Source organism: Natrarchaeobaculum sulfurireducens (assembly GCF_003430825.1).
GTDB classification, from domain to species: Archaea; Halobacteriota; Halobacteria; order Halobacteriales; family Natrialbaceae; genus Natrarchaeobaculum; species Natrarchaeobaculum sulfurireducens.
This window is the reverse complement of record NZ_CP024047.1, coordinates 353531-375842: the sequence shown is the minus strand read 5'-3', so window position 1 is coordinate 375842 and position 22312 is coordinate 353531. Positions and strand designations below refer to the sequence as shown.

The 22312-nt window shown below is 64.0% G+C and carries 24 protein-coding genes; 15 read left to right on the top strand and 9 right to left on the bottom strand.

Annotated features, from left to right (window positions below):
- Positions 1–222: 222 nt before the first annotated feature.
- From AArc1_RS03100 to AArc1_RS03090, 3 genes are all read left to right on the top strand, one after another.
- The gene (locus AArc1_RS03100) at positions 223–1062 is read left to right on the top strand and encodes a molybdopterin synthase (RefSeq protein WP_117362862.1); all 840 of its coding nucleotides are present in this window, start codon (positions 223–225) and stop codon (positions 1060–1062) included.
- Between the two features lie 246 nt (positions 1063–1308).
- On the top strand, positions 1309–1554 hold the full coding sequence (locus AArc1_RS03095; protein WP_117362861.1) for a DUF7123 family protein: 246 nt from the start codon (positions 1309–1311) through the stop codon (positions 1552–1554).
- A 276-nt stretch (positions 1555–1830) separates the two neighbouring features.
- Positions 1831–2982 carry a site-2 protease family protein gene (locus AArc1_RS03090; protein ID WP_117362860.1) on the top strand — a complete coding sequence of 384 codons (1152 nt, stop codon included), beginning with the start codon at positions 1831–1833 and terminating at the stop codon, positions 2980–2982.
- 4 nt (positions 2983–2986) lie between these two features.
- Here the strand turns inward: AArc1_RS03090 and thiL are convergent, their stop codons facing one another.
- A complete protein-coding gene (gene thiL / locus AArc1_RS03085; RefSeq protein ID WP_117362859.1) occupies positions 2987–3892 on the bottom strand; it encodes a thiamine-phosphate kinase in 906 nt (301 codons plus the stop codon).
- Positions 3893–4001: 109 nt separating this feature from the next.
- On the opposite strand from thiL, the gene AArc1_RS03080 reads away from it, so the two are divergent.
- From AArc1_RS03080 to AArc1_RS03055, 6 genes are all read left to right on the top strand, one after another.
- A complete protein-coding gene (locus tag AArc1_RS03080) occupies positions 4002–4457 on the top strand; it encodes a 30S ribosomal protein S19e (protein ID WP_117362858.1) in 456 nt (151 codons plus the stop codon).
- Positions 4458–4571: 114 nt separating this feature from the next.
- Entirely contained in the window at positions 4572–4922 is a 351-nt protein-coding gene (locus AArc1_RS03075) for a DNA-binding protein (RefSeq protein WP_117362857.1), read from the top strand.
- A 28-nt stretch (positions 4923–4950) separates the two neighbouring features.
- Entirely contained in the window at positions 4951–5541 is a 591-nt protein-coding gene (locus AArc1_RS03070; protein WP_117362856.1) for a DUF7411 family protein, read from the top strand.
- Positions 5542–5776: 235 nt separating this feature from the next.
- Positions 5777–7075, top strand: a complete 1299-nt coding sequence (gene hisS / locus AArc1_RS03065; RefSeq protein WP_117362855.1) for a histidine--tRNA ligase — start codon at positions 5777–5779, stop codon at positions 7073–7075.
- Positions 7076–7236: 161 nt separating this feature from the next.
- The gene (locus AArc1_RS03060) at positions 7237–8721 is read left to right on the top strand and encodes a sulfatase-like hydrolase/transferase (protein WP_117362854.1); all 1485 of its coding nucleotides are present in this window, start codon (positions 7237–7239) and stop codon (positions 8719–8721) included.
- 96 nt (positions 8722–8817) lie between these two features.
- Positions 8818–9261, top strand: a complete 444-nt coding sequence (locus AArc1_RS03055) for a hypothetical protein (RefSeq protein ID WP_117362853.1) — start codon at positions 8818–8820, stop codon at positions 9259–9261.
- A 3-nt stretch (positions 9262–9264) separates the two neighbouring features.
- Here the strand turns inward: AArc1_RS03055 and AArc1_RS03050 are convergent, their stop codons facing one another.
- The 3 genes from AArc1_RS03050 to AArc1_RS03040 all read right to left on the bottom strand — a co-directional run bounded on the left by AArc1_RS03050 (position 9265) and on the right by AArc1_RS03040 (position 11472).
- On the bottom strand, positions 9265–9750 hold the full coding sequence (locus AArc1_RS03050) for a desampylase (RefSeq protein ID WP_228442379.1): 486 nt from the start codon (positions 9748–9750) through the stop codon (positions 9265–9267).
- Positions 9747–10757 carry a cobalamin-binding protein gene (locus tag AArc1_RS03045; protein ID WP_117362852.1) on the bottom strand — a complete coding sequence of 337 codons (1011 nt, stop codon included), beginning with the start codon at positions 10755–10757 and terminating at the stop codon, positions 9747–9749. Before AArc1_RS03045 ends, AArc1_RS03050 begins: the two co-directional genes overlap by 4 nt.
- A gap of 106 nt (positions 10758–10863) precedes the next feature.
- Positions 10864–11472 carry an IMPACT family protein gene (locus AArc1_RS03040; protein ID WP_117362851.1) on the bottom strand — a complete coding sequence of 203 codons (609 nt, stop codon included), beginning with the start codon at positions 11470–11472 and terminating at the stop codon, positions 10864–10866.
- Between the two features lie 190 nt (positions 11473–11662).
- Between AArc1_RS03040 and AArc1_RS03035 the strand changes: the two genes are divergently transcribed.
- Complete coding sequence (locus AArc1_RS03035; RefSeq protein ID WP_117362850.1) at positions 11663–12064, top strand: DUF7522 family protein; 402 nt, start codon at positions 11663–11665, stop codon at positions 12062–12064.
- Between the two features lie 32 nt (positions 12065–12096).
- Here AArc1_RS03035 and AArc1_RS03030 read toward each other — a convergent pair whose 3' ends face one another.
- Positions 12097–13365, bottom strand: coding sequence for an RNA-guided endonuclease InsQ/TnpB family protein (locus tag AArc1_RS03030; RefSeq protein WP_117362849.1), 1269 nt, complete (start codon positions 13363–13365; stop codon positions 12097–12099).
- A 233-nt stretch (positions 13366–13598) separates the two neighbouring features.
- Positions 13599–14102 (bottom strand): amino acid-binding protein, encoded by a 504-nt coding sequence (locus AArc1_RS03025; RefSeq protein ID WP_117362848.1) that lies wholly within the window; start codon positions 14100–14102, stop codon positions 13599–13601.
- A 113-nt stretch (positions 14103–14215) separates the two neighbouring features.
- On the opposite strand from AArc1_RS03025, the gene AArc1_RS03020 reads away from it, so the two are divergent.
- Complete coding sequence (locus tag AArc1_RS03020) at positions 14216–14980, top strand: hypothetical protein (RefSeq protein WP_117362847.1); 765 nt, start codon at positions 14216–14218, stop codon at positions 14978–14980.
- A 12-nt stretch (positions 14981–14992) separates the two neighbouring features.
- Here AArc1_RS03020 and hisB read toward each other — a convergent pair whose 3' ends face one another.
- Entirely contained in the window at positions 14993–15586 is a 594-nt protein-coding gene (gene hisB, locus AArc1_RS03015) for an imidazoleglycerol-phosphate dehydratase HisB (RefSeq protein ID WP_117362846.1), read from the bottom strand.
- 265 nt (positions 15587–15851) lie between these two features.
- On the opposite strand from hisB, the gene AArc1_RS03010 reads away from it, so the two are divergent.
- Together AArc1_RS03010 and AArc1_RS03005 are read left to right on the top strand one after the other, a co-directional pair.
- Complete coding sequence (locus AArc1_RS03010; RefSeq protein ID WP_117362845.1) at positions 15852–16118, top strand: hypothetical protein; 267 nt, start codon at positions 15852–15854, stop codon at positions 16116–16118.
- Positions 16119–16219: 101 nt separating this feature from the next.
- The gene (locus AArc1_RS03005; RefSeq protein ID WP_117362844.1) at positions 16220–17749 is read left to right on the top strand and encodes a TrkH family potassium uptake protein; all 1530 of its coding nucleotides are present in this window, start codon (positions 16220–16222) and stop codon (positions 17747–17749) included.
- A gap of 36 nt (positions 17750–17785) precedes the next feature.
- On the opposite strand, the gene hisA is transcribed toward AArc1_RS03005, so the two are convergent.
- The gene (gene hisA / locus AArc1_RS03000; RefSeq protein ID WP_117362843.1) at positions 17786–18514 is read right to left on the bottom strand and encodes a 1-(5-phosphoribosyl)-5-[(5-phosphoribosylamino)methylideneamino]imidazole-4-carboxamide isomerase; all 729 of its coding nucleotides are present in this window, start codon (positions 18512–18514) and stop codon (positions 17786–17788) included.
- Between the two features lie 201 nt (positions 18515–18715).
- On the opposite strand from hisA, the gene serA reads away from it, so the two are divergent.
- Together serA and AArc1_RS02990 are read left to right on the top strand one after the other, a co-directional pair.
- On the top strand, positions 18716–20302 hold the full coding sequence (gene serA / locus AArc1_RS02995; protein WP_117362842.1) for a phosphoglycerate dehydrogenase: 1587 nt from the start codon (positions 18716–18718) through the stop codon (positions 20300–20302).
- A 161-nt stretch (positions 20303–20463) separates the two neighbouring features.
- A complete protein-coding gene (locus AArc1_RS02990) occupies positions 20464–21300 on the top strand; it encodes a CPBP family intramembrane glutamic endopeptidase (protein ID WP_117362841.1) in 837 nt (278 codons plus the stop codon).
- 65 nt (positions 21301–21365) lie between these two features.
- Here the strand turns inward: AArc1_RS02990 and AArc1_RS02985 are convergent, their stop codons facing one another.
- A complete protein-coding gene (locus AArc1_RS02985; protein ID WP_117362840.1) occupies positions 21366–22307 on the bottom strand; it encodes a hypothetical protein in 942 nt (313 codons plus the stop codon).
- Between the last annotated feature and the right edge of the window lie 5 nt (positions 22308–22312).

Genomic DNA, 22312 nt, shown 5'->3' with positions numbered 1-22312 from the left:
TAGCCCATCCGACCGCGCGTACAGATCCCCCGCTCGAGTTCAGTCGAATTGCGTCCGGACTCGCCCCGTTGACCGCACAGTCGTCAGCCTCGAGTCGGGCGGGTGGCCACCCCTCGACGCGGTTGGGAGGTGCGGGAATCGTCACGGCTACGACAGCGACACAGATGCATCGCTCGTCAGGGCTGCGATAGCTACAAAGCCCGACGGCCGCATACGTGAGGTATGTACGTACTCGGTGTACTCGACCGTGGGGCCGAACGGGAGACGCTCGAGGCGGTCGTCGACCGAACCGTCGATCACCTCTCCCGCGAGGGGCGCGTCGGCGTCGTCCGATACGACGCCACGATCGCCGACGGGACCCCAGCGGCAGGCGAGACCATCACGTTCGGCGGCGACGTGACCTACGACCTCGGTGCTGACGGTGACTGGATGGCAAGCGGGACGGGACTGTCCGTCCAGGGCGCACTCGATCAGTTGACCCCGACCTGCGAGTACGCAGTCGTCGTCGGCGTCCCCGAACTCCGATACCCATCGGTTCTGGTCGGTCCAGAGGCCGACCGCTCGGAGAACGACGACGTGCTGGCTGTGATCGAAACGTCGGCCGACCTCGAGGATGCCCGTCTCGCGAGCGACCTCGCAGAGACGGAACCCTATCAGACGCTCGAGTCGCTGGTCAGCCGGGTCAAACGCTCGCCGAAGGCCGACCTCTCGGGCGCGATTGCCACCTTCACGGGCCGCGTCCGGACGAAAGACGATCCCGACGACACGCCGACGGAGTTCCTCGAGTTCGAGAAGTACGAGGGCGTCGCCGAAGAGCGAATGGCCGCGCTCGAAGCCGACCTCGAGGCCAGAGACGGCGTTCTCGAGGTCGAACTCTACCACCGAACCGGCGTCGTCGAACGCGGCGAGGACATCGTCTTCGTCGTCGTTCTCGCTGGCCACCGCGACGAGGCGTTTCGGACCGTCGAAGACGGGATCAACCGCCTCAAAGACGAGGTTCCGCTATTCAAAAAGGAAGTGACGGTCGAAGACGAGTTCTGGGTTCACGAGCGCACCCAGTAGTTGAGTTCACTCCAGTTGCGGTTGTAACAATCGATGTGCTGTAAACCATGACTGAAAAGATGCCAGTGTCTTCTACATAGAGATAATTGATTAGGAGTGGTTTTAAAACGTCTAAAGGCTTCTAAACCTCTCGTAAAATGTATCCTAAGGAAGAATAAAAGATTTATTACCTGCTGTTTTGTTGAACCCAACCGAAATTTCCCGAATCATCCTGTCTTTATAACAGGTCTCCCTCACAAGGCAGAGATGTCGATGAGCACGACAGCCCAACCCTCCACGGAAAGCAAAGAACACCGCCTGAAACGCTACCTGCGCGAACGCGCCGAAGATGGCGAGCTGTACTTCAAAGGCAAGTTCATCGCAGACGACGTCGGAATGTCCCCGAAAGAGATCGGCGCGCTCATGGTCAAGCTCTCGGAGTCGGTTGACGACCTGGAGATCGAGAAGTGGTCGTACACGAGTGCAACCACGTGGCGCGTCGCTCCCGTGTAACTGTCGTCACATCGACCGCTAGCACAGCCCCGCAGGAACCTGCACCCACCACTGGCACTTACGCCACGATCCGACACGGAGTCCCCTGCTCCGTACGCCCCCACTCCACCCCTGTCGGCGCGTCCGCAACCCCGGACGCCATCCGACACGACTCCTGCTCCCTGACTCCTCACTCTCGATCCGTAGCGACGGCACTCACGGAGACGCAAGCGGTCGAAGACGGACGAGCCTGCCGGCGACAGTCCATTTATACGAGCGGGTGAAGAACGTCGGGTGATGGACGACAGCGTCGGGTCCGGCTCCGATCCACCCTGGATCACCGCACCCGAAGACGGACCGCCGCTCGAGCGACTCCGGCCGGTGTTTTCGGTTTACGAGGCGGGCGTCGAATCGGAGCGGCTCGTCTACTACGGCGTTCCGAAAGCCGACCCCGACACCGTACTCGCCGAGTTGTGGCCGGTGTTTCGCGAGTGCGGGTACGAACTCCATATCGAACGCCGTCACGGCGGCTTCGCACTGGTCGCCGAGCCGACGTCGGTCGGAATCGACGGGATTCCCTGGACGAACGTCGTCCTGTTCGCCCTGACGGTCGTTTCGACGCTGTTTGCTGGCTCGATGTGGTACCACATCGATCCGATCGCGGAACCGACGGAAATGTGGCGCGCCTGGCCGTTTACGGTCGCGATCCTGGGTGTCCTCGGCGTCCACGAGATGGGCCACTACGTGATGAGCCGGTATCACGACGTCGACGCCTCCTTACCCTATTTCATCCCCGTGCCGACACTGATCGGGACGATGGGTGCGGTCATCAAGATGAACGGCCGAATGCCCGATCGGCGGGCACTGTTCGACATCGGCGTCAGCGGTCCGCTCGCCGGGCTGGTCGCGACGGTCGTCGTCACCGTCATCGGGCTCCACCTTCCCCCGGTTACCGCCCCCGAAACACTGGTCGACCACCCGGACGCCATCCAACTTCAACTGGGCTATCCGCCGCTGCTCGAGTGGCTGGCGATGGCCTTCGACCAACCGCTGTACCGCGACGATCCGGGGACGGCGGTAAATCCCGTCGTCATCGGCGGCTGGGTCGGGCTGTTCGTCACGTTCCTCAACCTGATTCCGGTCGGCCAACTCGACGGCGGGCACATCCTGCGTGCGATGGCCGGCAGCTACCAGCGGACGATCGCCGCGCTCGTTCCGGGCGCGCTCTTTGGACTCGCGGCGTATCTCTACTATCTGACCGACGCCGACGGAAACGCGATCGCCATCTGGGCCGTCTGGGGCGTGTTCACCGCGGTACTCGCCTCGGTCGGACCGGCCCGACCGGTACACGACGAGTCTCTGGGCCGCGGACGATTCGCCCTCGGCGTCATCACGTTCGTACTCGGGGTGCTCTGTTTCACGCCGGTCCCGATCCAGATCGTCAGTTGAGGACTCAGCCGTGGGTGTAGCCGCGGTCGGCGAGTGGCTCGCCGTCGAGCGTGATCCCGTCTTCGCGTGTAACGACGGACCCGATCCTCGAGAGCCGAACGTCGGTCACACTGCGGGCGGCTTCGAGGTCCGATTCTGAGAGCGTCACGACGAGTTCGAAATCCTCACCGAACGTCGTTGCGAGGTCTAAGACGGCGTCGTCGTCGGCGACGTCCGTGAGCGCGTCAGTGATCGGAACCCGATCGGCGTCGATAGTGAACCCGCAGTCACTGGCTTCGGCGAGCTGGTGGAGCGAGCGTGCGAGGCCGTCGCTCGAGTCCATCATGGCCGTCGCATAGCCAGCAAGCGTACGGCCAGCCGCGACCCGCGGCTCGAACTGAAAGAGAGCGTTCGCACGCTCGAGGTCGTCCTCGTCGTCACGAGCCGGGCCGTCACCCGCGCGGTTGAAGAGTTCCAGGGCAGCGGCGCTTCGCCCGAGCGTGCCGGTCACACAGACGGCGTCACCGGGGCGAGCACCGCTGCGAAAGACTAGGTCGTCGGTACGGCCGATGGCAGTAGATGCTACAGTGAACTCCTGGTGTTCGTCGAGGTCGCCGCCGACGTAACTCGCTCCGACGCGCTCGCAGACGTCGCGTGCGCCCCGGACGAACGCGAGAAGTTCCCCGTCGTCGAACGCGGGAGCGGCGTAGGCGGCGACTGCCGCCGTCGCCTCCGCACCCATCGCCGCGACGTCGGAGAGGGAGGCACCGACGGCCCGCCAGCCAGCGGTATATCGCGTCGTTCCTGGAGGGAAATCCGTCCGCTCGTGAAGCATATCGGTCGTGATCACGAGGTCGTCGACCACGGCCGCATCGTCACCCGCGTCCTCGAGTTCTGCCGACAGCAGCGCCAGGGCGGCCCGTTCGTCCATACACGGTGTTTCGTCCGGAGGGCGAAAAACGGTCCGGAGCGCGACGGAACGTCCGGCCGACGGCTCCGATACGATGCTCTTAAATGCCGCGAAAGGGAACCTGACGCCAATGGCTACGATGTACGACGTTCCGGTGGACGACCTCATCGAGGCGCTCGCCGACGAACTCGAGGACGAACTCGAGGAACCGGAGTGGAACCAGTTCGCCAAAGCTGGTGTCGACCGCGAACTGCCCCCAGAGCAGGAGAACTTCTGGGCGATCCGCGCCGCAAGCTTGCTGCGCAAGGTCGCCGACCGCGGTCCAATCGGCGTCGAGCGACTCTCGACCGAGTACGGTGGCTCGAAAAACGGTTCGAACCGATACCAGGTCGCACCTGACAAGCGTGCAGATGGGTCGCGAAACGTCATCCGCACGATCCTCCAGCAACTCGAGGAACAAGACCTCGTCGAGACCGCCGAGGGCCAGGGTCGACGAATCACGCCCGAGGGCCGAAGCCTGCTCGACGAAACCGCCGGCACCGTCCTCGAAGACCTCGACCGTCCGGAACTCGAGCGCTACGCGTAATCGCCGCGACTGCGACGAGACCGTTTTCGGGCCGAACACACCCTCGAGCAGCCGCCGTACCGACTCGCGTCCGTAATCATTTTCCCCGGGGCGAAACTACGCATGCGTAGAGCTATGAGCGGAACGCCAGACGAAGAGAAACTCGAGGAGCTGCGACAGAAGAAAATGGAGCAGCTACAGGAACAAGCCGAGTCCCAACAAGACGGTGCCGACCAGGAAGCGGCTCAGCAACAAGCCGAAGCGCAGAAACAGGCGCTGCTTCGCCAGCACTTGACCGACGATGCACGAAAGCGGCTCAACACGGTCAAGATGAGCAAACCCCAGTTCGGCGAACAGGTCGAACGACAGGTCGTCGCCCTCGCTCGCAGTGGCCGAATTCAGGGGAAGATCGACGACGAGAAGATGAAACAGTTGCTCAAGGAGCTCAAACCCGACTCGAAGAGCTTCGACATTCGGCGACGCTGATGGCGACGAACACGGACGGAGGACGCTGATGCATCTGGGATTGCTCTACAGCGGGGGAAAAGACTCGACGCTGGCGGCGCTTTTGCTCGAGGACTTTTACGATGTCACGCTGGTCACCGCCCGCTTCGACGTCACCGACGACTGGAAACACGCCCGAGAGACGGCCGAGGCGCTCGAGTTCGAGTTCCAGCCGCTCGATCTCGAACGCGAGATCGCCGAGGAAGCCGTCGCGCGCATCCGCGACGACGGTTTCCCGCGAAACGGCATCCAACACGTCCACCAGCACGCCCTCGAGGAACTCGCGGCCGCTGGCTTCGACGCCATCGCGGACGGCACCCGCCGTGACGACCGCGTTCCGACGGTCTCACGTGCACAGGCCCAGAGTCTCGAGGACCGCCACGACGTCGATTACATCGCGCCGTTATCGGGCTTTGGTCGGCAGGCGGTCGACCGACTGGTCGACGCCCACCTCGAGGTGACGGTCGGCCCGAGCGAGGAGATTCAGCGAGCCGACTACGAAGCGGAACTTCGGGCGATTCTCGCCGCCGAAGCCGGCCCAGAGGCGATCGCCGACTGTTTCCCGGATCACGAACAGACGTACGTGACCGATGTCCGATGACCGCCCCGGACGTGGATCGACGCACGGCCACTCGAGCGCTCGAGCACTAGCTCCACTCAAACCGGCAGTTTCGGCGGCGGAACGGTCGGGCGGGCCCCGTGTCGGATCGGTCGCACGGGTTGGCCGGAGCCAGTTAGCGTAGTGACGACGGCCTCACCCACGATGGACGCCCCTCATCCGACGGCGACGGTTTCAAACGAACAGATAGAAGTCCGCCGTGGGCGAATCACCTGCCATGTACGACCGGATCAAGGGCTTTCGCGACTTCTACCCCGGCGAGATGGCCGCTCGACGGGAAACCATCGATACCATCGAGGAGGCGGCCCGTCGGTATGGGTTCCGCGAGATCGGAACACCGGCGCTCGAGCGCGCCGAACTGTGGACCGACAAGAGCGGCGACGAGATCGTCGACGAACTGTACGCCTTCGAAGACCAGGGTGGCCGCCACGTCACGCTGACCCCCGAACTCACGCCGACGGTTGCGCGGATGGTCGTGGCGAAACAACAGGAACTCTCGAAGCCGATCAAGTGGTTCTCGACGCGGCCGTTCTGGCGCTACGAGCAGGTCCAGCAAGGTCGCCAGCGCGAGTTCTACCAGACTAACGTCGACATCTTCGGCTCGAGCGAGCCCGAAGCCGACGCCGAGATCCTCGCGTGGGCCGCCGACGCGCTGACGAGTCTCGGGCTGACGGGCGAGCATTTCGAGTTTCGCATCTCCCACCGAGACATCCTCGGCGGCGTCCTCGAGACCTACGACGCCGACGTCGCAATCGACGACGCCATCCGCGCGGTCGATAAGTCGGGCAAGATCACGACCGCGGAGTACCACGATCTGCTGGTCGAGGCCGGCCTCACGTACGACCAGGCCGCCGAGTTCGACGACCTGATCGCAAGCGGTGACCTCGAGGACGTCAAGGCGTTTGCAGACACCGAACGAGTCGACGACGCCGTCTCTAACCTCCAGAACGTGCTCGAGGCGGCCGAGGATTTCGGTGCCCGCGAGTACTGTACGGTCTCGCTCGAGACCGCGCGCGGACTCGACTACTATACCGGCGTCGTCTTCGAGTGTTTCGACTCCGCGGGCGAGGTCTCGCGGTCGATCTTCGGCGGCGGCCGGTACGACGACTTAATCGAGTCGTTCGGCGGTCAGCCGACGCCCGCGGTCGGCGTCGCCCCCGGCCACGCGACGCTCTCGTTGCTCTGTCAGCGCGCCGGCGTCTGGCCCGCAGAGGAGGTGACGACCGACTACTACGTCCTTCAGGTCGGCGATACACGCCCCGAAGCGGCTCGAATTGCCCGCGACCTGCGCGAGCGCGGGCACGTCGTCGAGACCGACATTGCCGGCCGCTCGTTCGGCTCACAGCTGAACTACGCCGACTCGATCAACGCCGAGACGGTCGTCATCGCCGGTGAGCAAGACCTCGAGAACGACGAAGTGACGATCAAGGACATGGACTCGGGCGAGCAAACCCAGGTTCCCGTCGACGAGTTCCCCGGCGAACACGACCGACCGACGTTCGAGGACGTCTCCTAGTTGGTTCCTCTATCGTGATGGTCGGCGTAGACGATGCCGAAATCGAGGACGTCACAGGGGCGCTCGACTGAGTTTTTGACGGGTCCCGAACCGTCGATCCGGCGTTCTCACTCGGGTGAGCCGGGACCAGCGTTAATGCAGGCGCTGGTGTACGACGGTCGATGTCCGACTCCCGCCCGAACGTCCTGTTCGTCCTCACTGACCAGGAGCGATACGACTACAGCGCGCCCGAGGGGCCACCCGTCGAGACGCCAACGATGGACCGCCTCTCGAGCGAGGGGATGCGCTTTTCGCAGGCGGTTACACCGATCAGCATCTGCTCGAGCGCGCGGGCGTCGCTGCTCACGGGGCAGTTTCCCCACGGCCACGGCATGCTCAACAACTGCCACGAGGCCGACGCCATCCAGCCGAACCTGCCGACCGGGATTCCGACGTTCTCCGAACGGCTGGACGCGAACAGCTACGACTGTACGTACACCGGGAAGTGGCACGTCGGGCGAGACAGGACCCCTGAGGCGTTCGGCTTCTCGTATCTCGGCGGCAGTGACGAACACCACGACGATATCGACGAGGCGTTCCTCGAGTATCGCAGGGAGCGGGGCGTTCCCCTGGAAGCGGTCGACCTCGAGGATGAACTCTACACTGGCGAGAAGCCGCGAAATGGCGACTCAGGTACGTTCGTCGCCGCCACGACGCCGGTCGACGTCGAGGACACCCGCGCGTACTTTCTGGCCCAGCGGACGATCGACGCGCTCGAGGCGCACGCCGACGGCGAAACCGACGCTGATGGCGGACGATTCTTCCACCGAGCCGACTTCTACGGCCCACACCACCCCTACGTCGTGCCCGAGCCCTACGCCTCGATGTACGATCCCGCGTCGATCGACCTCCCCGAGAGCTACGCCGAGACGTTCGACGGGAAACCACGCGTTCACGAGAACTACTGTCACTACCGCGGCGTCGCCGACTTCGACCGGGAGCTGTGGGCCGAAGCCATCGCGAAGTACCGCGGCTTCGTCTCGCTGGTCGACGACCAGCTCGAGCGGGTGCTCGAGGCCCTCGAGGGGCTCAGCCTCGCCGACGAGACGGTCGTGGTCCACGCCGCCGATCACGGCGACTTCGTCGGCGGGCATCGTCAGTTCAACAAGGGGCCGCTGATGTACGACGACACCTACCGCATCCCGTTGCAGGTGCGCTGGCCCGGCGTCGTCGATCCCGGCACGACCTGTGCGGCCCCCGTTCACCTCCACGATCTGGCGGCAACGTTCCTCGAGCTGGCCGACGTCGAGATTCCGGGATCGTTCGACGCACGAAGTCTCGTCCCCCTGCTCGAGGGTGGCGGCGACCCAGCTGCCGTCCCCGAGTCGTGGCCCGACTCGAGCTTCGCCCAGTACCACGGCGACGAGTTCGGCCTCTACAGCCAGCGGATGGTCCGTACGGATCGGTACAAGTACGTCTACAACGGCCCCGACGTCGACGAACTGTACGACCTCGAGGCCGACCCCGCCGAACTGCAGAACCTGATCGACCACCCCGACTACACGGCTATCCGCCGGTCGATGCGCGAGCGGCTCGTCGGGTGGATGGACGAAACCGACGATCCGAACCGTGGCTGGGTCCCCGACGTGCTCGAGCGGGCGCGCTGATTCGTCCTCGTCGTCGGCGCGGAAGCGTACGTTTACGGCGACAAAGCGGCTAGTCCAGTGCATGTACCCGACGATGGACGAACGGAGGACTCGCTGATGACCTGGGACGATCCACGCGACACGCCGGAGACGCTCCGCGAAGAGGCGGCCGAGTACGACGAGATCGTCGCCGCCCTCGAGGACCTCATCGCGGAGGTTCGTGACGAACCGGTCAAAGGCTCCCGGCTCGAGGGGCTGTACGACGAGGTCACCACGAGCGATCCGGGAATCTGGAACACGGCGACGGCGTTCATCGACGTCGAAGACGGCGAGGCGGTCGTCACCGAGGAGTCGAAACTGGCCCAGGGAAAGTGGGCCCCAGAAATCGTCGAAGGCTGTGACGCGATGGTCACCCTCGAGATCCAGACCGGCCTGATGCCCGACGACTTCAAATATCTCGTCTCGAAGGAGGCCGACGACCGGATCGACGAGTTCCGCGAGGCGGCCGCAAAAGCCAGACAACGAGCCGCAGAACTCGAGGCGGGGGACGACGAGGACTGAAGATTACTCGAGGACGAGTCGTTCGCGCTCGAACCGACCGCCGTCGGTCGCGTTCTCGATTCCGGCTTCGCCGTCGCTCGAGCGCCAGCGCCACGAGCCGATCTCGAGCGGGGCGAGCGAGACGATCACGTACGAACGGTCTGGCCAGGTGGCGCTCGCAACGTCGGTCTCGCTCGGCCGCGGCGGCCCCTGCGGGTGAGAGTGATAGAAGCCGACGATTTCCTCGCCGCGGGCCTCGAGTCGCTCGAAGCGTTCGAGTTGCGCCTCGGGATCGATCCGATACCGCGTTCGCGGCGTCTCGGCGACGTTTTCGGCGGGATACTGTGAGCGAACGTGACTCCGCTCGGGACCGTATTCGCCGCCGAAGATCCCACAGATCTCCTCGGGGTGTCCCTCGCGGGCTCGCGCTACGATCACCTCACGGATCGATCGCGGGAGGATCAGGGTCGGCCCGCCAGCCCCGGCGACGGAGTCGTCCAGTTCAGTCACGGCTCTGCGGTCGACCGGTCGACGGACGTCGGTCGCTCGGACAGGGTCTCGAACGGGACAGCGACCGACTCGAGCGACGGCAGCTGCGTGTCGAAGTCATCGAAGGCGTCCGCGTCCGTGATGGGGCCGGCCGCCCGGTCGTCGAACAGCGCTGGCTGGACGATCGGTGCGAGTGCCTCGAGCGTCTCGACCAGTCTAGGTCCGGGCCGATTCAGGTAGTGATGGCCGTCCATCGCCCAGACGCGGCCCTCCCGGACGGCGGTGAGGTCGTCCCACCCCGCACGGTCGGTGAGGTCGGTCCGGTTCGCGGCGGTCTGGTCGAGGCCGAAGCCACAGGGCGCGACGATCACGAGTTCCGGATCGTACTCGAGAATCTCCGTCCACTCGCGAGGCCGAGAGCGCTCCCCAACGGTGGCCAGGTCGTACTCGCCGCCGGCCCACTCGACGAGTTCGGCCGTCCAGTGGCCCGCGATCATCGCGGGCTCGGTCCAGTCGAAGATCGCAACGCGCGGGCGCTCCTCGAATGCGATGTCGGCAGTTCGCTTGCGGACGCGGTCGATCCGTGCTTCGAGCCGCGTACGGACCTCGCGGGCACGTTGCTCTCGGCCGACCGCCCGGCCGATCCGCTCGAGGTCGTCGAGGACGTCCGCGACGCTGTGTGGATCGGTCGTCAACACTTCAGGCTCTGTCGAGAGCTGTTCGACCGCGTCGGCGATGACGGCCTCGTCGACCGCACAGACGTCACACATTCCCTGAGTGACGATCAGCTCCGGCTCGAGTGCCTCGAGCGTCTCGACGTCGACGTCGTAGACCCCGTCGTCGGCCGTCTCGAGTACCTGACTGTCGATCTCGGCGCTCGAGGCACTGGCATCGATGCGCGAGCGAGTGACCGACGGCAGAGAGGAGACGGTCGGTGGATAATCACACTCGTGGGAGACGCCGACCGGCTCGAGGCCGAGTGCGGCTACGGTCTCGGTCGCCGACGGGAGCGTCGTGACGATTCGCATAGGCAACCGTAGGGGCCGAACGGTCAAAAACAGGTGGGCACGCAGATGGCCACGGTGGTGAGGGACCCGCCGACCGCAGCCGGGAGCGTGAACGAACGTCGCCCTCCTACTCGAGGTCGACTCGACCGCTGGTGGCACTCCGGAGTCGGTCCCGAAACGCGTCGGCTTCCTCGAGCGGGACGCGAACGTCGAAGGAGACGTCGGCCTCGTAGGTGGCATCGAACTCGTAGCCCTCGCTCTCTATAATTCCGCGAACGGTGCCGGAGTCGTCGTACTCGACGGTGACGGCGACGTGTTCGTGTGGCCGTTGCTCGACGACGCCGGCTTCCTCGAGGGCCTCTTTGACGGCGCGGGAGTACGCCCGGACCAGGCCGCCGACGCCGAGATTCGTCCCGCCGTAGTACCGGGTGACGACGACGGCGCAGTTCTCGATGTCCTGCTGGACGAGGACGTTCAACGCCGGTTTTCCAGCCGACCCGGAGGGTTCGCCGTCGTCGCTCGAGTACGCCCGCAACATGTCGCTGTCGGCATCGACACGAACGCGATAGGCGGGAACGTTGTGCGTGGCATCGGCGTACTCAGTAGTAATCGACTCGACGAACGTCTCGGCCGCTTCGGCGGACTCGACGGGACGGATGTGGCCGATGAACTCCGACCCCTGGACGACGAACCTCGCGGTCGCGGGTGCATCGACGGTCAGGTAGGTTCGACTCACGAACCCTCACCAGACTCGAGTCCGCGCCTTTCGACCATGCCCGGCGATACTCGGGGCGGTGAAAAGAGCCCATCGGTCACACTGGGATGCGTTTGGCCACGAACGGACGAGCGTCGGTCACCCGATCAACAGTGTTCGGTTCCTTGCCAGTTCCCGTACGCTATTTATGCCAGGTGCGGTATGTTATGGCATGGACGGCGACGCAATCGATCAACCGCTCGCGGACGAACTGGTATCCGTCTGTCGGACGGCCGTCGGCGACGAACTCCGGAGCATTACCTACTTCACCGACGACGACGACGTCGAACAGCTTTATCTCCGGTCGGACCTGGATCAGACCGCCGACCTCGTCGGCTTCGCCGAACACGAACGACTCGGCTTTCACTCCCAGTCGGCCTACCGAAACACCCAACTCGGCGAGTACGGCGCGACGATTCGGATGTTCGAGAACGGGTACCTCTCACGAGTGATCCGGGGCGACCACGGCGTCTGGGTAACGACCGACGACATGTCGATGGATCGATTCGAGGAGTTGACGAGCGCCCTCGAGTTAGTCCTCGAGGACCACGAGGTGAAAGCTATCGAGGAGTGATGCTGTCGGACAGAACTGTGAACTACCCCTGCCTACTCAGCCGCTGACGCGGCTTCCTTGAGGCAGGGGCTTCCTGCTTCGACGACGCGACTTGCAGACACTGTAACAGAGTCCACAGCGGTCGCAGTCTTCACAGGCGTTGATTCGGAGTGAACCACTCCTAGTTTCGACAATCCACGTGACTTCACGTTCAGCGCTGCGTTCCAATCCCTATCAGTCTCGAACCCGCAGGAAGGGCACGAGTGTTCCCGAATCCATAACGGTTTGTCGGTTTCCGCCCCACACGACGCGCACTCTTTCGTTGTACCTCTCGGATTCACCTCAACGTAGTGCGTGCCGTGCTTCTCACAGTGGTGTTCGAGAATCGCTCTGAACTCACCCCACCCAACTTCAGCCTTGTTCCGAGCGTTGCCATCACCTTCTAGTATCGACTTCACATTAAGGTTCTCGACAAACACGGCATCGTACTCCGTCGCGTAGAAGTGTGCGAGCTTGTGCTTGTAATCTCGCTTCTTGTTCGACATCCGAGCGTGAACCTCGGCAACGCGACGGCGCTGCTTCTCCCAGTTGTTCGACTCGTACTGTTTGCGAGAGAGCGAGCGTTGCTCGCGTTCGAGTCGCTCTCGCTCGTCGGAGAAGTCGAGTCGCCTGATGGAACGACCGTCTGAGTCGTGAATGAAGTTGAGGACCCCGAGGTCGATTCCTACAGTATCTTCAGCGCCGATGTTTTCTGGAACAGGTTTCTCGGGTTCGGCGGTACTGATGCAGAACGAGGCGTACCACGCTCCCGTAGGTTCTTTCTTCACTGTGACTTCCTTGATAGCATCATGCTCTGGAAGGTCACGGTGGAGTCGGATTGGAATCTCCAGCGTTTCACCGCGGACTTTCTTCAAACGGAGTATCGCACGGTCTCGTGGGCCACTCTTCGTGTCGAGTTCGAAGCCCGATTGCCGATACGTGAAACTCCGATACTCACGCGGCGCTTTCCAGTTCAACGAACCAACATCATAGCCCTTGGCTTTCAGCTTACCGAGATTGTTGATGTTGGTGCGGATGCGTTCGACAGCTTTCTGCAAGACAGTAGAGTAGACTTGTTTCAAGTCAGTCCACCATTGCTTGATTTGTGGTAAGTCGTCTCGGACTTTCCAGACGCGCTGTCGGAGCGTGCCTCCGTCTTCGGGGATTTGGTTGAATTCGTGGAGTGCGTGGTTGTAGACTTGTCGCACGGTGTCTCTCGTCCAGTCGAGACTCTCCCGTTGCTCGGTCGTTGGAAAGAGTCGGTATCGTGGACTGTACTCCATGCGACTTGTCGCCTACTAGTGGTTGTGGTTAGTTAAGAGTATTGAGTAGAATTGGTTGTGAATCGTGCGGGCACTGTATCCCCGCCCTACTCGCTCGGCTTCCCCTCGCTCCTTGAGGACGGGGGCTTAGCGCCCTCTCTTTCAGCTAAAAACGTTCACCGCCCTTGTGAGCGAGTTGTCTTCGGTGACTGCTGTCCGACGGTATACCGACCCAACCCACTGTGTCGAGGTGGTCACTGGAGTTCGATCTTGCGGACGAACTCGAGGTCGCGAATTTCGGTGATCAACCCACCGGGAAGATCCTGATCGGTCACCAGATAGAGTTTCGGCTCGTCGGTGAACTCGGGATCTTCGCTGATCGTCTGACGGATCGAGACGTCGTGGTCGGCCAGCGTTCCGGTGATCCCGGCGACGATTCCCTTGCGCTCGGCGTCGACGGGCGTGATCGTCAGCACCGTCAGATCGAGCACGGGAGCGAGGTCCATCAGGCTCGGCACCTGCGAGATGTTCTGGAAGATACGACGGAGTTCGGGATCCTCGAGGATGACGTCCGTCGTCGAGTCGACGACCCGGCGGTCGACGTCGATCTCTCGTGCGATTCCCGTGTTCGGAATCTCGATGCCACCGGAGACGACCCGGCCGTCGTCGTTGACCGAGAATCCGCGCTCGAGGAGCAGTCGGATCACCGCTTGCTGGCTCGGCGACCCCTCGAATTTCTCCATGATCTCGTCGAACATTTGATACGCTCTACGGGTTCGAACGTATAAGACCCCGTGGTCGTCGTCTCGGTGTGAAGCGCCATAGGACCGTCTGACGGACGTTTTTACCACCACGACTGCTAACACGTACTATGCGAGCACTCCAGCGTTGTGACTTCTGTGAGGCAGACGCGGTCGGAACGTTCGAGGCCATCCCGTCCACCCTCGAGCCGGAACCGCACGAACAGCGACGCGTCGTCCTCTGTGAAGAGTGTAAGCGTCGACTCGAGACGATTATCGAGCCGCTGGTGGCCCGCACCAGCGCGGACACCTCCGAACGGGACCGCCGAACCCAACGGCCGCTCGAGTCAGCGGGGTCCCCCGATGGGTCGTCGGGATCGATCGTCGCCTCCGCTGACGGATCGACCGAAAAGCGGCCTCGAGACCGAAGCCCGAACGCGTCGGTCTCTGACTCTCGGACGGAGGACCCAGCCGACTCCGGAGCGACTGGCGAAGTCACGTTCGACGTGGACGATGAGCCCGACAGTGACGATGCCGACGACGCTGCGGAACCGCTCGGTGAGCAGCCAACAGAGCAAAACGCAACCGAATCTGCACCCGAACCCTCGAGCGACGATGGCCCCCACTCGAGTGAGACGAGCGAAGACACCACAGAGTCTGCGGGGCGTTCCCCGACAGCCGATACCGACCCGGACGCGACGTCGGCCCCGCCGCGAGCCTACGGCAAGGTCGTTCGACTGCTTCGCAACCGGGAGTTCCCGATGGAGCGCACTGCCGTCGAGAAACTGGCTGCTGGAGCCTACGACCTCGAGGCCGAGACGGCCGAACGAATCGTCGACGCGGCGCTCGAGAACGGGGAATTCGAAGAACGAGGCGGCAACCTGTATCGGGCCTAACGTCCCCGGCGTCTAGCCGTCGAGCGTTCCTTTCGTACTCGGCGTTCCCTCGCGACGCTCGTCGATTCGGGTCGCATCGTCGAGGGTTCGGGCGAGCGCCTTGAACAGCGCCTCGGCCTCGTGATGGGCGTTCTCGCCGTCGACCTCGAGATGGAGCGTGAGGCCGGCGTTCATCGCGAGCGATTCTGCGAAGTGTCTGGCCATGTCGCTCGTGAACCCACCGATGGAGTCCTGAGAGAACGAGCCGTCGAAGTAAAACCGCGGCCGCCCGCTCACGTCGACGACTGCGCCTGCGACGGCCTCGTCGAGGGGAACCCGTCGGTCGGCATAGCGGACGATCCCCGACCGGTCGCCGAGGGCCTCGTCGAGTGCAACTCCGAGAACGATCGCGACGTCCTCGACGGTGTGATGGTCGTCGACCTCGAGGTCCCCGTCACAGGTGAGCTCGAGGTCGAACAACCCGTGTTTGGCAAGTGCCGTCAGCATGTGATCGAAGAACCCGATACCCGTCTCGACGTCGGCGGTCCCACTGCCGTCGACCGTGAGTCGACACTCGATGTCCGTCTCGCCCGTCTCCCGCGTAACGGTCGCGGCTCGCTCGCTCATGTCGATTCGATCGCACCACGACTACAAGGGGGTTGCGCTCGACGGTCACCAAAACGACGGCGACGCCAGTCAGGCCGATCGAGTCGAACCGATCGCTAAAACAGCCATAGAAAGCAGTATGAAAGGTCTAACGGTCGCTAAAAGCGTCGCGAAAGGTCGTTTTGTAGACACTAACTCGGTAAAACGGGCCGAAACTGCGTCAATGTTCAGCCCGTTATATGATGTGTGCAGTGAATGTCGTGATTGAGAAGAGGTGCCCCGATCTATGTCGAATCACTCCCCGCTCTCGAACGAATCGATCGCCCCGTCAAGCCCTGAGACGGAGCGACAACGCGACAATCACTCACTCCGCCGGACAGTCAAAGGTCCGGCACAGTTCCTGTCGTTCTGGATCGCTATCGCCCTGCCCTTCGTGCACGTCCCCCTCCTCGCACAGGGACTCGGCGATCCAAGCGTCACGCTGACGTTCCTGGCATTACTCGCGATCAACGTCCTCGCACTCTACCTCGGCCACGGGCACAACCAGCACTGACTCGAGTCGTCCCTCCACGCTCCGTTGGCTGACTATCTTTGACTCGTGGCCACCAACTCCGAATCGGTTATTTTCCCGCACGTCGCAGGTAGGACACTTCGATGAAGATTCGCGTCGACTGGCGCTCGAGTTGTAGCCTCACCGGGACAGTGCTGAAGTGGTTAGCCGTACCGCTTGCGGTACCACTGGGGCTTGCTGTCCTCGACGGCGACGACCCCGTCCCGTTTCTCGTCGCGATTTCCGTCACGGTCGCCGTCGGACTCACACTCGAGCGATTGAGCGACGACCGCGAGCTCGGCCAGCGCGAGTCGTTCCTGATGGTCGCGGTGACCTGGCTCGCTGTCGCGGCGGTCGGCGCGATTCCCTTCCTGCTCGTGGGACTTGCCAGCGGCGGCCAGTCGTCGTTCGCAGGCCCGGTGAACGGGCCGGTCAACGCGATGTTCGAGAGCACGAGCGGGCTGACGACGACAGGGGCAACGGTAATGAACGAGTGGGACTTCGCCGAGCAACCCCGGTCGGTCCTACTCTGGCGACAACTCATCCAGTGGCTCGGCGGGCTTGGCATCCTGATCGTTGCGATTGGGCTACTCTCACACCTCATGATCGGTGGTGCACAGCTGATGGAGACCGAAACCCAGACGCGAAACGTCCGGAAACTTCGGCCACACATCGCCGAGACGGCACGCCTCATCTGGGGGCTGTACGTCGGGCTTACGCTGCTCGCGATCGCCGTCTTCTACGCCCTACACCTGCTTGGGCTGGCACCGAACATGGACTTCTTCAACGCCGTCTCCCACGCGTTTACGAGCGTCGCGACGGCTGGCTTCTCGCCCGAGCCCGACAGCATCGGCGCGTTCTCTCCGACCGTCCAGTGGTCGATCATCCCCTTCATGGTGGTCGGGTCGACCAACTTCGTCCTGCTGTACTACCTCACCCAGGGCGACTTCGAGCGACCAGTCGAGTCCGAAGAGCTCAGGTTCTACCTCGGAACGCTCGCGTTCTTCGGCGTCGTCGTCGTCGCTATCCTCGCGTTCGACCCCGAAATCGAGAAGGGGCTCGAGCCGACGATCAGACACGGACTGTTCAACGTCGCATCGTTGCTCACGACGACGGGCTACGCCTCGACTGACTTCGACGCCTGGACTGCCGGTGCGAAACACGCCCTCTTTCTCTGTATGTTCCTCGGCGGGATGGCCGGCAGCACCACCTGCTCGATCAAGTCTTTCCGGTGGTTGATCGTCCTCAAGGCGTTCCGTCGAAATCTCTTTACCGCCGTCCACCCCCGAGCCATCCGCCCGGTTCGCCTCGGCGACGGCGTCGTCGACGAGGACACGGTCAACGACGTCTTCGCGTACGTGTTACTCGCCATCGTCATCTTCTTCGTCCTAACCGTCTTCCTCGTCGTCGACGCCGCCCGCGCCGGAGCGTTCGTCGGCGAGTTCGAGGCCCTCGGTGCCGCCGCCTCGATCTTCCTCAACATCGGCCCGGCGTTCGAACGGGCCGGTCCGCTCGAGAGTTACGCCTGGTTCCCCGCGAGTTCCCGCGCCGTCATGATCGTCATGATGTGGATCGGTCGAATCGAAATTATTCCCGTGCTCGTTCTCCTGACACCGGCGTTCTGGAAGTCGTGATCGAGCAGCCACCGACTCACTCGAGCGGCGTTTGTGTCACTCGAGCGCAGCCTGGGCCTCCTCGAGCGTGAACGCACCCTCGTACAGTGCGCTCCCGACGACGACGGCCCCCGCGCCAGCCGCCTCGAGCGCACGGACGTCCTCGAGGGTGGCGACGCCGCCGCTGGCGATCACCGGGACGTCGGTCGCCTCGACCAGGTCCCGGACGGGGTCGGTGGCGACGCCCTCGAGTCGACCCTCGACGTCGACGTTCGTAAAGAGGATCGCCGCCGCACCGAGGTCGTCGTAGCGTTCGGCGGCCTCGACCGGCGTCACGCCAGCTCCTTCGGTCCAGCCCTCGACGACGACCTCGCCGTCTTTCGCGTCGAGGCTAACGACGACGCTGTCGGGGTGTGTATCGCTGATCTCGGCGACGATTTCCGGGTTCTCGACGGCGGCAGTGCCCAGGATGACGCGATCCAGACCGCGCTCGAGCAAGCCCACGGCGTCCTCGGCGGTGCGGATGCCGCCGCCGAGTTGCGTGGGAACGTCGACGGTCTCGAGGACGGCGTCGATCGCCTCGGCGTTCTGTCGCTCGCCCTCGAACGCACCGTCCAGGTCGACGAGGTGAAGCGAGTCCGCGCCGGCGTCGATCCAGCGCTCGGCGGCCTCGACGGGGTCGCCGTACGTTTTCTCTGTGCCGCGTTCGCCCTGGACCAGTTGTACGACCTCGCCGTCTTGTAAGTCGACGGCAGGGATCACTTCGAACTCCGGGAAGTGGCTCATGCGGAGTCGGTGGGTGAGCGGGCGCCTAAAGCCACCGTTTCGACTCGAGCGCCGTCCCGTTCCGACCCCATCGTCTCGTCCCGAATCGCGTCGTCCGTCACCGGCGAGATCCGTGTCGTCCGATAGCGCCCATCACGGAGATTTTTGCCTCGCCAGGGCGACAACGGAAGGGTTTACCTCTTCCACCCGATTGTCTCGCGCATGAAGGTACTCGTCACGGACCCCATCGCGGATGCGGGTCTGGACGTACTGCGAGACGCCGGCCACGAGGTCGAGACAGGCTACGAACTCGAGGGTGAGGACCTCCTCGAGGCGATCTCCGACGCGGGTGGGTTGATCGTTCGCTCGGGCACCGAGGTCACCGACGAGGTACTCTCGGCGGCCGAGGAACTGGTCATCGTCGGCCGTGCAGGGATCGGCGTCGACAACATCGACATCGACGCCGCCACCGACGAGGGTGTCATCGTCGCGAACGCACCGGAGGGGAACGTCCGCGCCGCCGCCGAACACACCGTCGCGATGGCGTTCGCCACCGCCCGCTCGGTTCCACAGGCACACGTCCGCCTGAAAACCGGCGAGTGGGCCAAAGGCGACTACCTCGGTGCCGAACTCAACGGCAAGACCCTGGGCGTCGTCGGCCTCGGCCGCGTCGGCCAGGAAGTCGCGAAGAAACTCCACTCGCTGGGGATGGATATCGCCGCGTTCGACCCCTACATCTCCGAGGAGCGCGCCCAGCGGATCGGCGCCGAACTCGTCGAGTTCGAGGAGTGTCTCGAGCGCGCGGACTTCCTGACCATCCACACGCCGCTGACCCCCGAGACCGAGGGCATGATCGCCGAGGACGAACTCGACTTACTCGAGGACGGCTACCTCGTCAACGTCGGCCGTGGCGGGATCGTCGACGAAGCCGCCCTGGCGGCGAAAGTCGAAGACGGCACGGTCGCCGGGGCAGCACTCGACGTCTTCGCCGAAGAGCCGCTGGCCGAGGACTCGCCGCTGCTCGAACACGACGAGATCATCGTCACGCCCCACCTCGGCGCGTCGACCGAGGCAGCCCAGGAAAACGTCGCCACCTCGACGGCCGAACAGGTCGTCGCCGCCCTCGAGGGCGAACCCGTCGCAAACGCGCTCAACGCGCCATCGATCGACGAAAGCGCGTTCCCCCGTGTCGAGCCGTACGTCGAGATCGCCGACACCGCCGGCAAGGTCGCCGCCCAGTTGCTCGACGGTCGCATCGAGGGCGTCGAGGTCGCATACGAGGGCGAGATCGCCGACGAGGACGTCGAGTTCGTGACCGCGAGCGCGCTCAAAGGTGTCTTCGAGCCGCTCGAGTGGCAGGTCAACGCGGTCAACGCACCCCAGATCGCCGACGACCGTGGCGTCGAGGTTACCGAGTCGAAGACACGCCAGGCCGAGGACTTCCAGAGTCTGGTCTCCGTGACGGTCAAAAACGGCGACGACTCGGTCACCGTCGACGGTACGCTCTTCGCCGGTGACGACCCTCGAATCGTCCGCGTCGACGGCTATCGCGTCGACGCCATCCCCCACGGAAAGATGGTCGTCACGCGTAACACCGACGAACCGGGCGTCATCGGCCTTATCGGCTCCGTGATGGGCAAACACGACGTCAACATCGCCGGCATGTTCAACGCCCGGGAGACGATCGGTGGCGAGGCGCTGACCGTCTACAACGTCGATAGCCAGGTCCCCGAGGAGGCGAAAGCTGAACTCAACGACGACGGCCGGGTCATCGGCGTCGACTACATCACACTCAACGGCCAGTCGTAGCCGACACACGAACGACCGGCGTCGACTCGAGGGCGTCGGTGCCACCGATTTTTGTTCGAGACACGGCCCCGACACGCTCGAGTCGACGAGCGGGAGCGACATCGAATGCGTAGATCACGCGTTCCGCCACACTGATTGTCTCGTTGCTCGAAGGGTGATGTATGTCGCCCCCGCAGTCGACGCCCCCCAGCACGGACCCGCCTGGAGGCCCGCCGGACTCGAGTTCAGCCGACGGCTCGTCGCCGAACGAACAGCCGCCTCGATCGCCGTTGATCGCCGTTGTCGGCTCCATCGGCTACGTCGTCGGCGTCTTCGCGTTCGTCATCGCCGCGAGCATCGCCCTGATGTTCGCCGTCGCCGGAGTCCTCCTCCTCTCGGGTGAACAAGCGCTTTTCGAGGAACTGATCGCCGGTGACGGGATGATCGCCCTCGTCGTGGCGGAGGCGGTCTTACTCGGCGTCGGTACCGTCCTGGCCGCCGTGCTCTCGTTTTCGACCGGCTGGGTCCCAAAGCGAGTCGTCGGCTTCGCAGTGCCGTCGCCGCGGGAGCTGCTCGTCGGCGTCGGCGCGGTCATCGCGCTGTTGGCCATCGCGATGTCTCTGGGACTGGTCAGTGACCTCCTCGGCGTTCCGGCGTCCGATCACGCGCTGTTCGACGAGGACGCTCCGGCGTCGTACTACCTCGGGCTCGCGGCGCTATCGATCCTCGTCATCGGTCCCGTCGAAGAACTGCTCTTTCGAGGCTTGATCCAGAACTACATGCGACCGGCGTTCGGCGGCATCGGGGCCATCGTCGGCACCTCGGTCCTGTTCGCTGCCGTCCATCTCCCGGCGTATCTGACCGGCGCGCTCTCGACCGCTCTCGTCTCGCTCGGGGTCATCTTCGCGCTCTCGATCGTACTCGGAGCTGTCTACGAACGGTATCGAAACATCGTGTTAGTGATGGCGATCCACGGCTTCTACAACGCGATTCTGTTTAGCGCCCAGATCGGGCTCTGAGACGGACTGCTGTGCCGACTTCCCGGCACACCACAGATCAAGCGCCGAGACACGTAACCGTCCGATCAGTCAGCCGACTCGCCCGGTTCAGCCTCGGACATCTCGGGTGGCGCACCAGTTAGTATCGCAGTCCGGCCGTCAATCGACGAGTCGGAGACGTCGCTCGAGACGTCCTCGAGGTCCGCGAGGAGGTCCTCGGTCAGGTCGTCTGCGTGTTCCATGACGAACACCCAGGCCATCTCGTCGGCCATCGGCGACTCGCTCGAGACGCCCCAGAGGTAGATCTCGTCGATCTCGAGGACGCCCTCCGGGCTGTCGTACTCGCCGGTGATCGTCCCCTCGTGGGGGAGTTGCTGGAACAGGTGAGTGAACTCGGGGTCGACGTCCTCGAGGCGTTCGCCGTCGCCGTGGCGGGCGTCGATCCGGGCCTCGTAATCGTCACCGATCACGATGGCGTCCGCGCCGACCGCAAGCGTGCGTGCCTGCCCGCTGGGCATCACCTCCGAAATAACGGCGTACCCCTCGTACTCGCCGACGACCTCGGCGTCGTCGTCACCCTCCGCGTCGTCGGCGATCGCGTCGGGGTCGAACGAGCCGAGAAACACCTGCGTGAAGCCCTGGACGAGGTGGCCGTCGATGTCGTCGATCGTCAGCTCGGTGAACTCGGGGAGGACGGCCGACAGATCGACGTCGTCGGGGAACGACTCGGTGTAATCGAACCGCCGGTTGCCGCCGTCGACCGGCGACTCGAACAGGAGCCACTTGCGAAACGACGCCGCAGTGTCCCAGTCGGGTTCGACGTCGCGGTCAGGGACGTGTTCCTCGCGATCGATCGGTTCGTCATCCCCGCCGTCCGAGTCGTCGGTCCCGTCGTCGGGCCCCGGTTGCTCGTCGGGTTCGGAATCGTCGCTCGAGTCCGCTTCGGGATCGCCACTGCCGGTACAACCTGCCAGTATCACGGCCACCGCGGCGAGGACGCCGCGACGAGGAGTTGTCGAGTGGGACATCTAGA

Excerpts from the sequence above, each read along its gene's own strand:
- AArc1_RS03100 (WP_117362862.1), top strand. The coding sequence starts at position 223 with ATGTACGTACTCGGTGTACTCGACCGTGGGGCCGAACGGGAGACGCTC.
- hisB (WP_117362846.1), bottom strand. The coding sequence starts at position 15,586 with ATGAGCGAGCGAGCCGCGACCGTTACGCGGGAGACGGGCGAGACGGAC.
- AArc1_RS03095 (WP_117362861.1), top strand. The coding sequence starts at position 1,309 with ATGTCGATGAGCACGACAGCCCAACCCTCCACGGAAAGCAAAGAACAC.
- AArc1_RS03070 (WP_117362856.1), top strand. The coding sequence starts at position 4,951 with ATGCATCTGGGATTGCTCTACAGCGGGGGAAAAGACTCGACGCTGGCG.
- hisA (WP_117362843.1), bottom strand. The coding sequence starts at position 18,514 with ATGAGCCACTTCCCGGAGTTCGAAGTGATCCCTGCCGTCGACTTACAA.
- AArc1_RS03080 (WP_117362858.1), top strand. The coding sequence starts at position 4,002 with ATGGCTACGATGTACGACGTTCCGGTGGACGACCTCATCGAGGCGCTC.
- serA (WP_117362842.1), top strand. The coding sequence starts at position 18,716 with ATGAAGGTACTCGTCACGGACCCCATCGCGGATGCGGGTCTGGACGTA.
- AArc1_RS02990 (WP_117362841.1), top strand. The coding sequence starts at position 20,464 with ATGTCGCCCCCGCAGTCGACGCCCCCCAGCACGGACCCGCCTGGAGGC.
- AArc1_RS03075 (WP_117362857.1), top strand. The coding sequence starts at position 4,572 with ATGAGCGGAACGCCAGACGAAGAGAAACTCGAGGAGCTGCGACAGAAG.
- thiL (WP_117362859.1), bottom strand. The coding sequence starts at position 3,892 with ATGGACGAACGGGCCGCCCTGGCGCTGCTGTCGGCAGAACTCGAGGAC.
- AArc1_RS03030 (WP_117362849.1), bottom strand. The coding sequence starts at position 13,365 with ATGGAGTACAGTCCACGATACCGACTCTTTCCAACGACCGAGCAACGG.
- AArc1_RS02985 (WP_117362840.1), bottom strand. The coding sequence starts at position 22,307 with ATGTCCCACTCGACAACTCCTCGTCGCGGCGTCCTCGCCGCGGTGGCC.
- AArc1_RS03035 (WP_117362850.1), top strand. The coding sequence starts at position 11,663 with ATGGACGGCGACGCAATCGATCAACCGCTCGCGGACGAACTGGTATCC.
- AArc1_RS03020 (WP_117362847.1), top strand. The coding sequence starts at position 14,216 with ATGCGAGCACTCCAGCGTTGTGACTTCTGTGAGGCAGACGCGGTCGGA.
- AArc1_RS03090 (WP_117362860.1), top strand. The coding sequence starts at position 1,831 with ATGGACGACAGCGTCGGGTCCGGCTCCGATCCACCCTGGATCACCGCA.
- AArc1_RS03060 (WP_117362854.1), top strand. The coding sequence starts at position 7,237 with ATGTCCGACTCCCGCCCGAACGTCCTGTTCGTCCTCACTGACCAGGAG.
- AArc1_RS03010 (WP_117362845.1), top strand. The coding sequence starts at position 15,852 with ATGTCGAATCACTCCCCGCTCTCGAACGAATCGATCGCCCCGTCAAGC.
- hisS (WP_117362855.1), top strand. The coding sequence starts at position 5,777 with ATGTACGACCGGATCAAGGGCTTTCGCGACTTCTACCCCGGCGAGATG.
- AArc1_RS03045 (WP_117362852.1), bottom strand. The coding sequence starts at position 10,757 with ATGCGAATCGTCACGACGCTCCCGTCGGCGACCGAGACCGTAGCCGCA.
- AArc1_RS03025 (WP_117362848.1), bottom strand. The coding sequence starts at position 14,102 with ATGTTCGACGAGATCATGGAGAAATTCGAGGGGTCGCCGAGCCAGCAA.
- AArc1_RS03055 (WP_117362853.1), top strand. The coding sequence starts at position 8,818 with ATGACCTGGGACGATCCACGCGACACGCCGGAGACGCTCCGCGAAGAG.
- AArc1_RS03005 (WP_117362844.1), top strand. The coding sequence starts at position 16,220 with ATGAAGATTCGCGTCGACTGGCGCTCGAGTTGTAGCCTCACCGGGACA.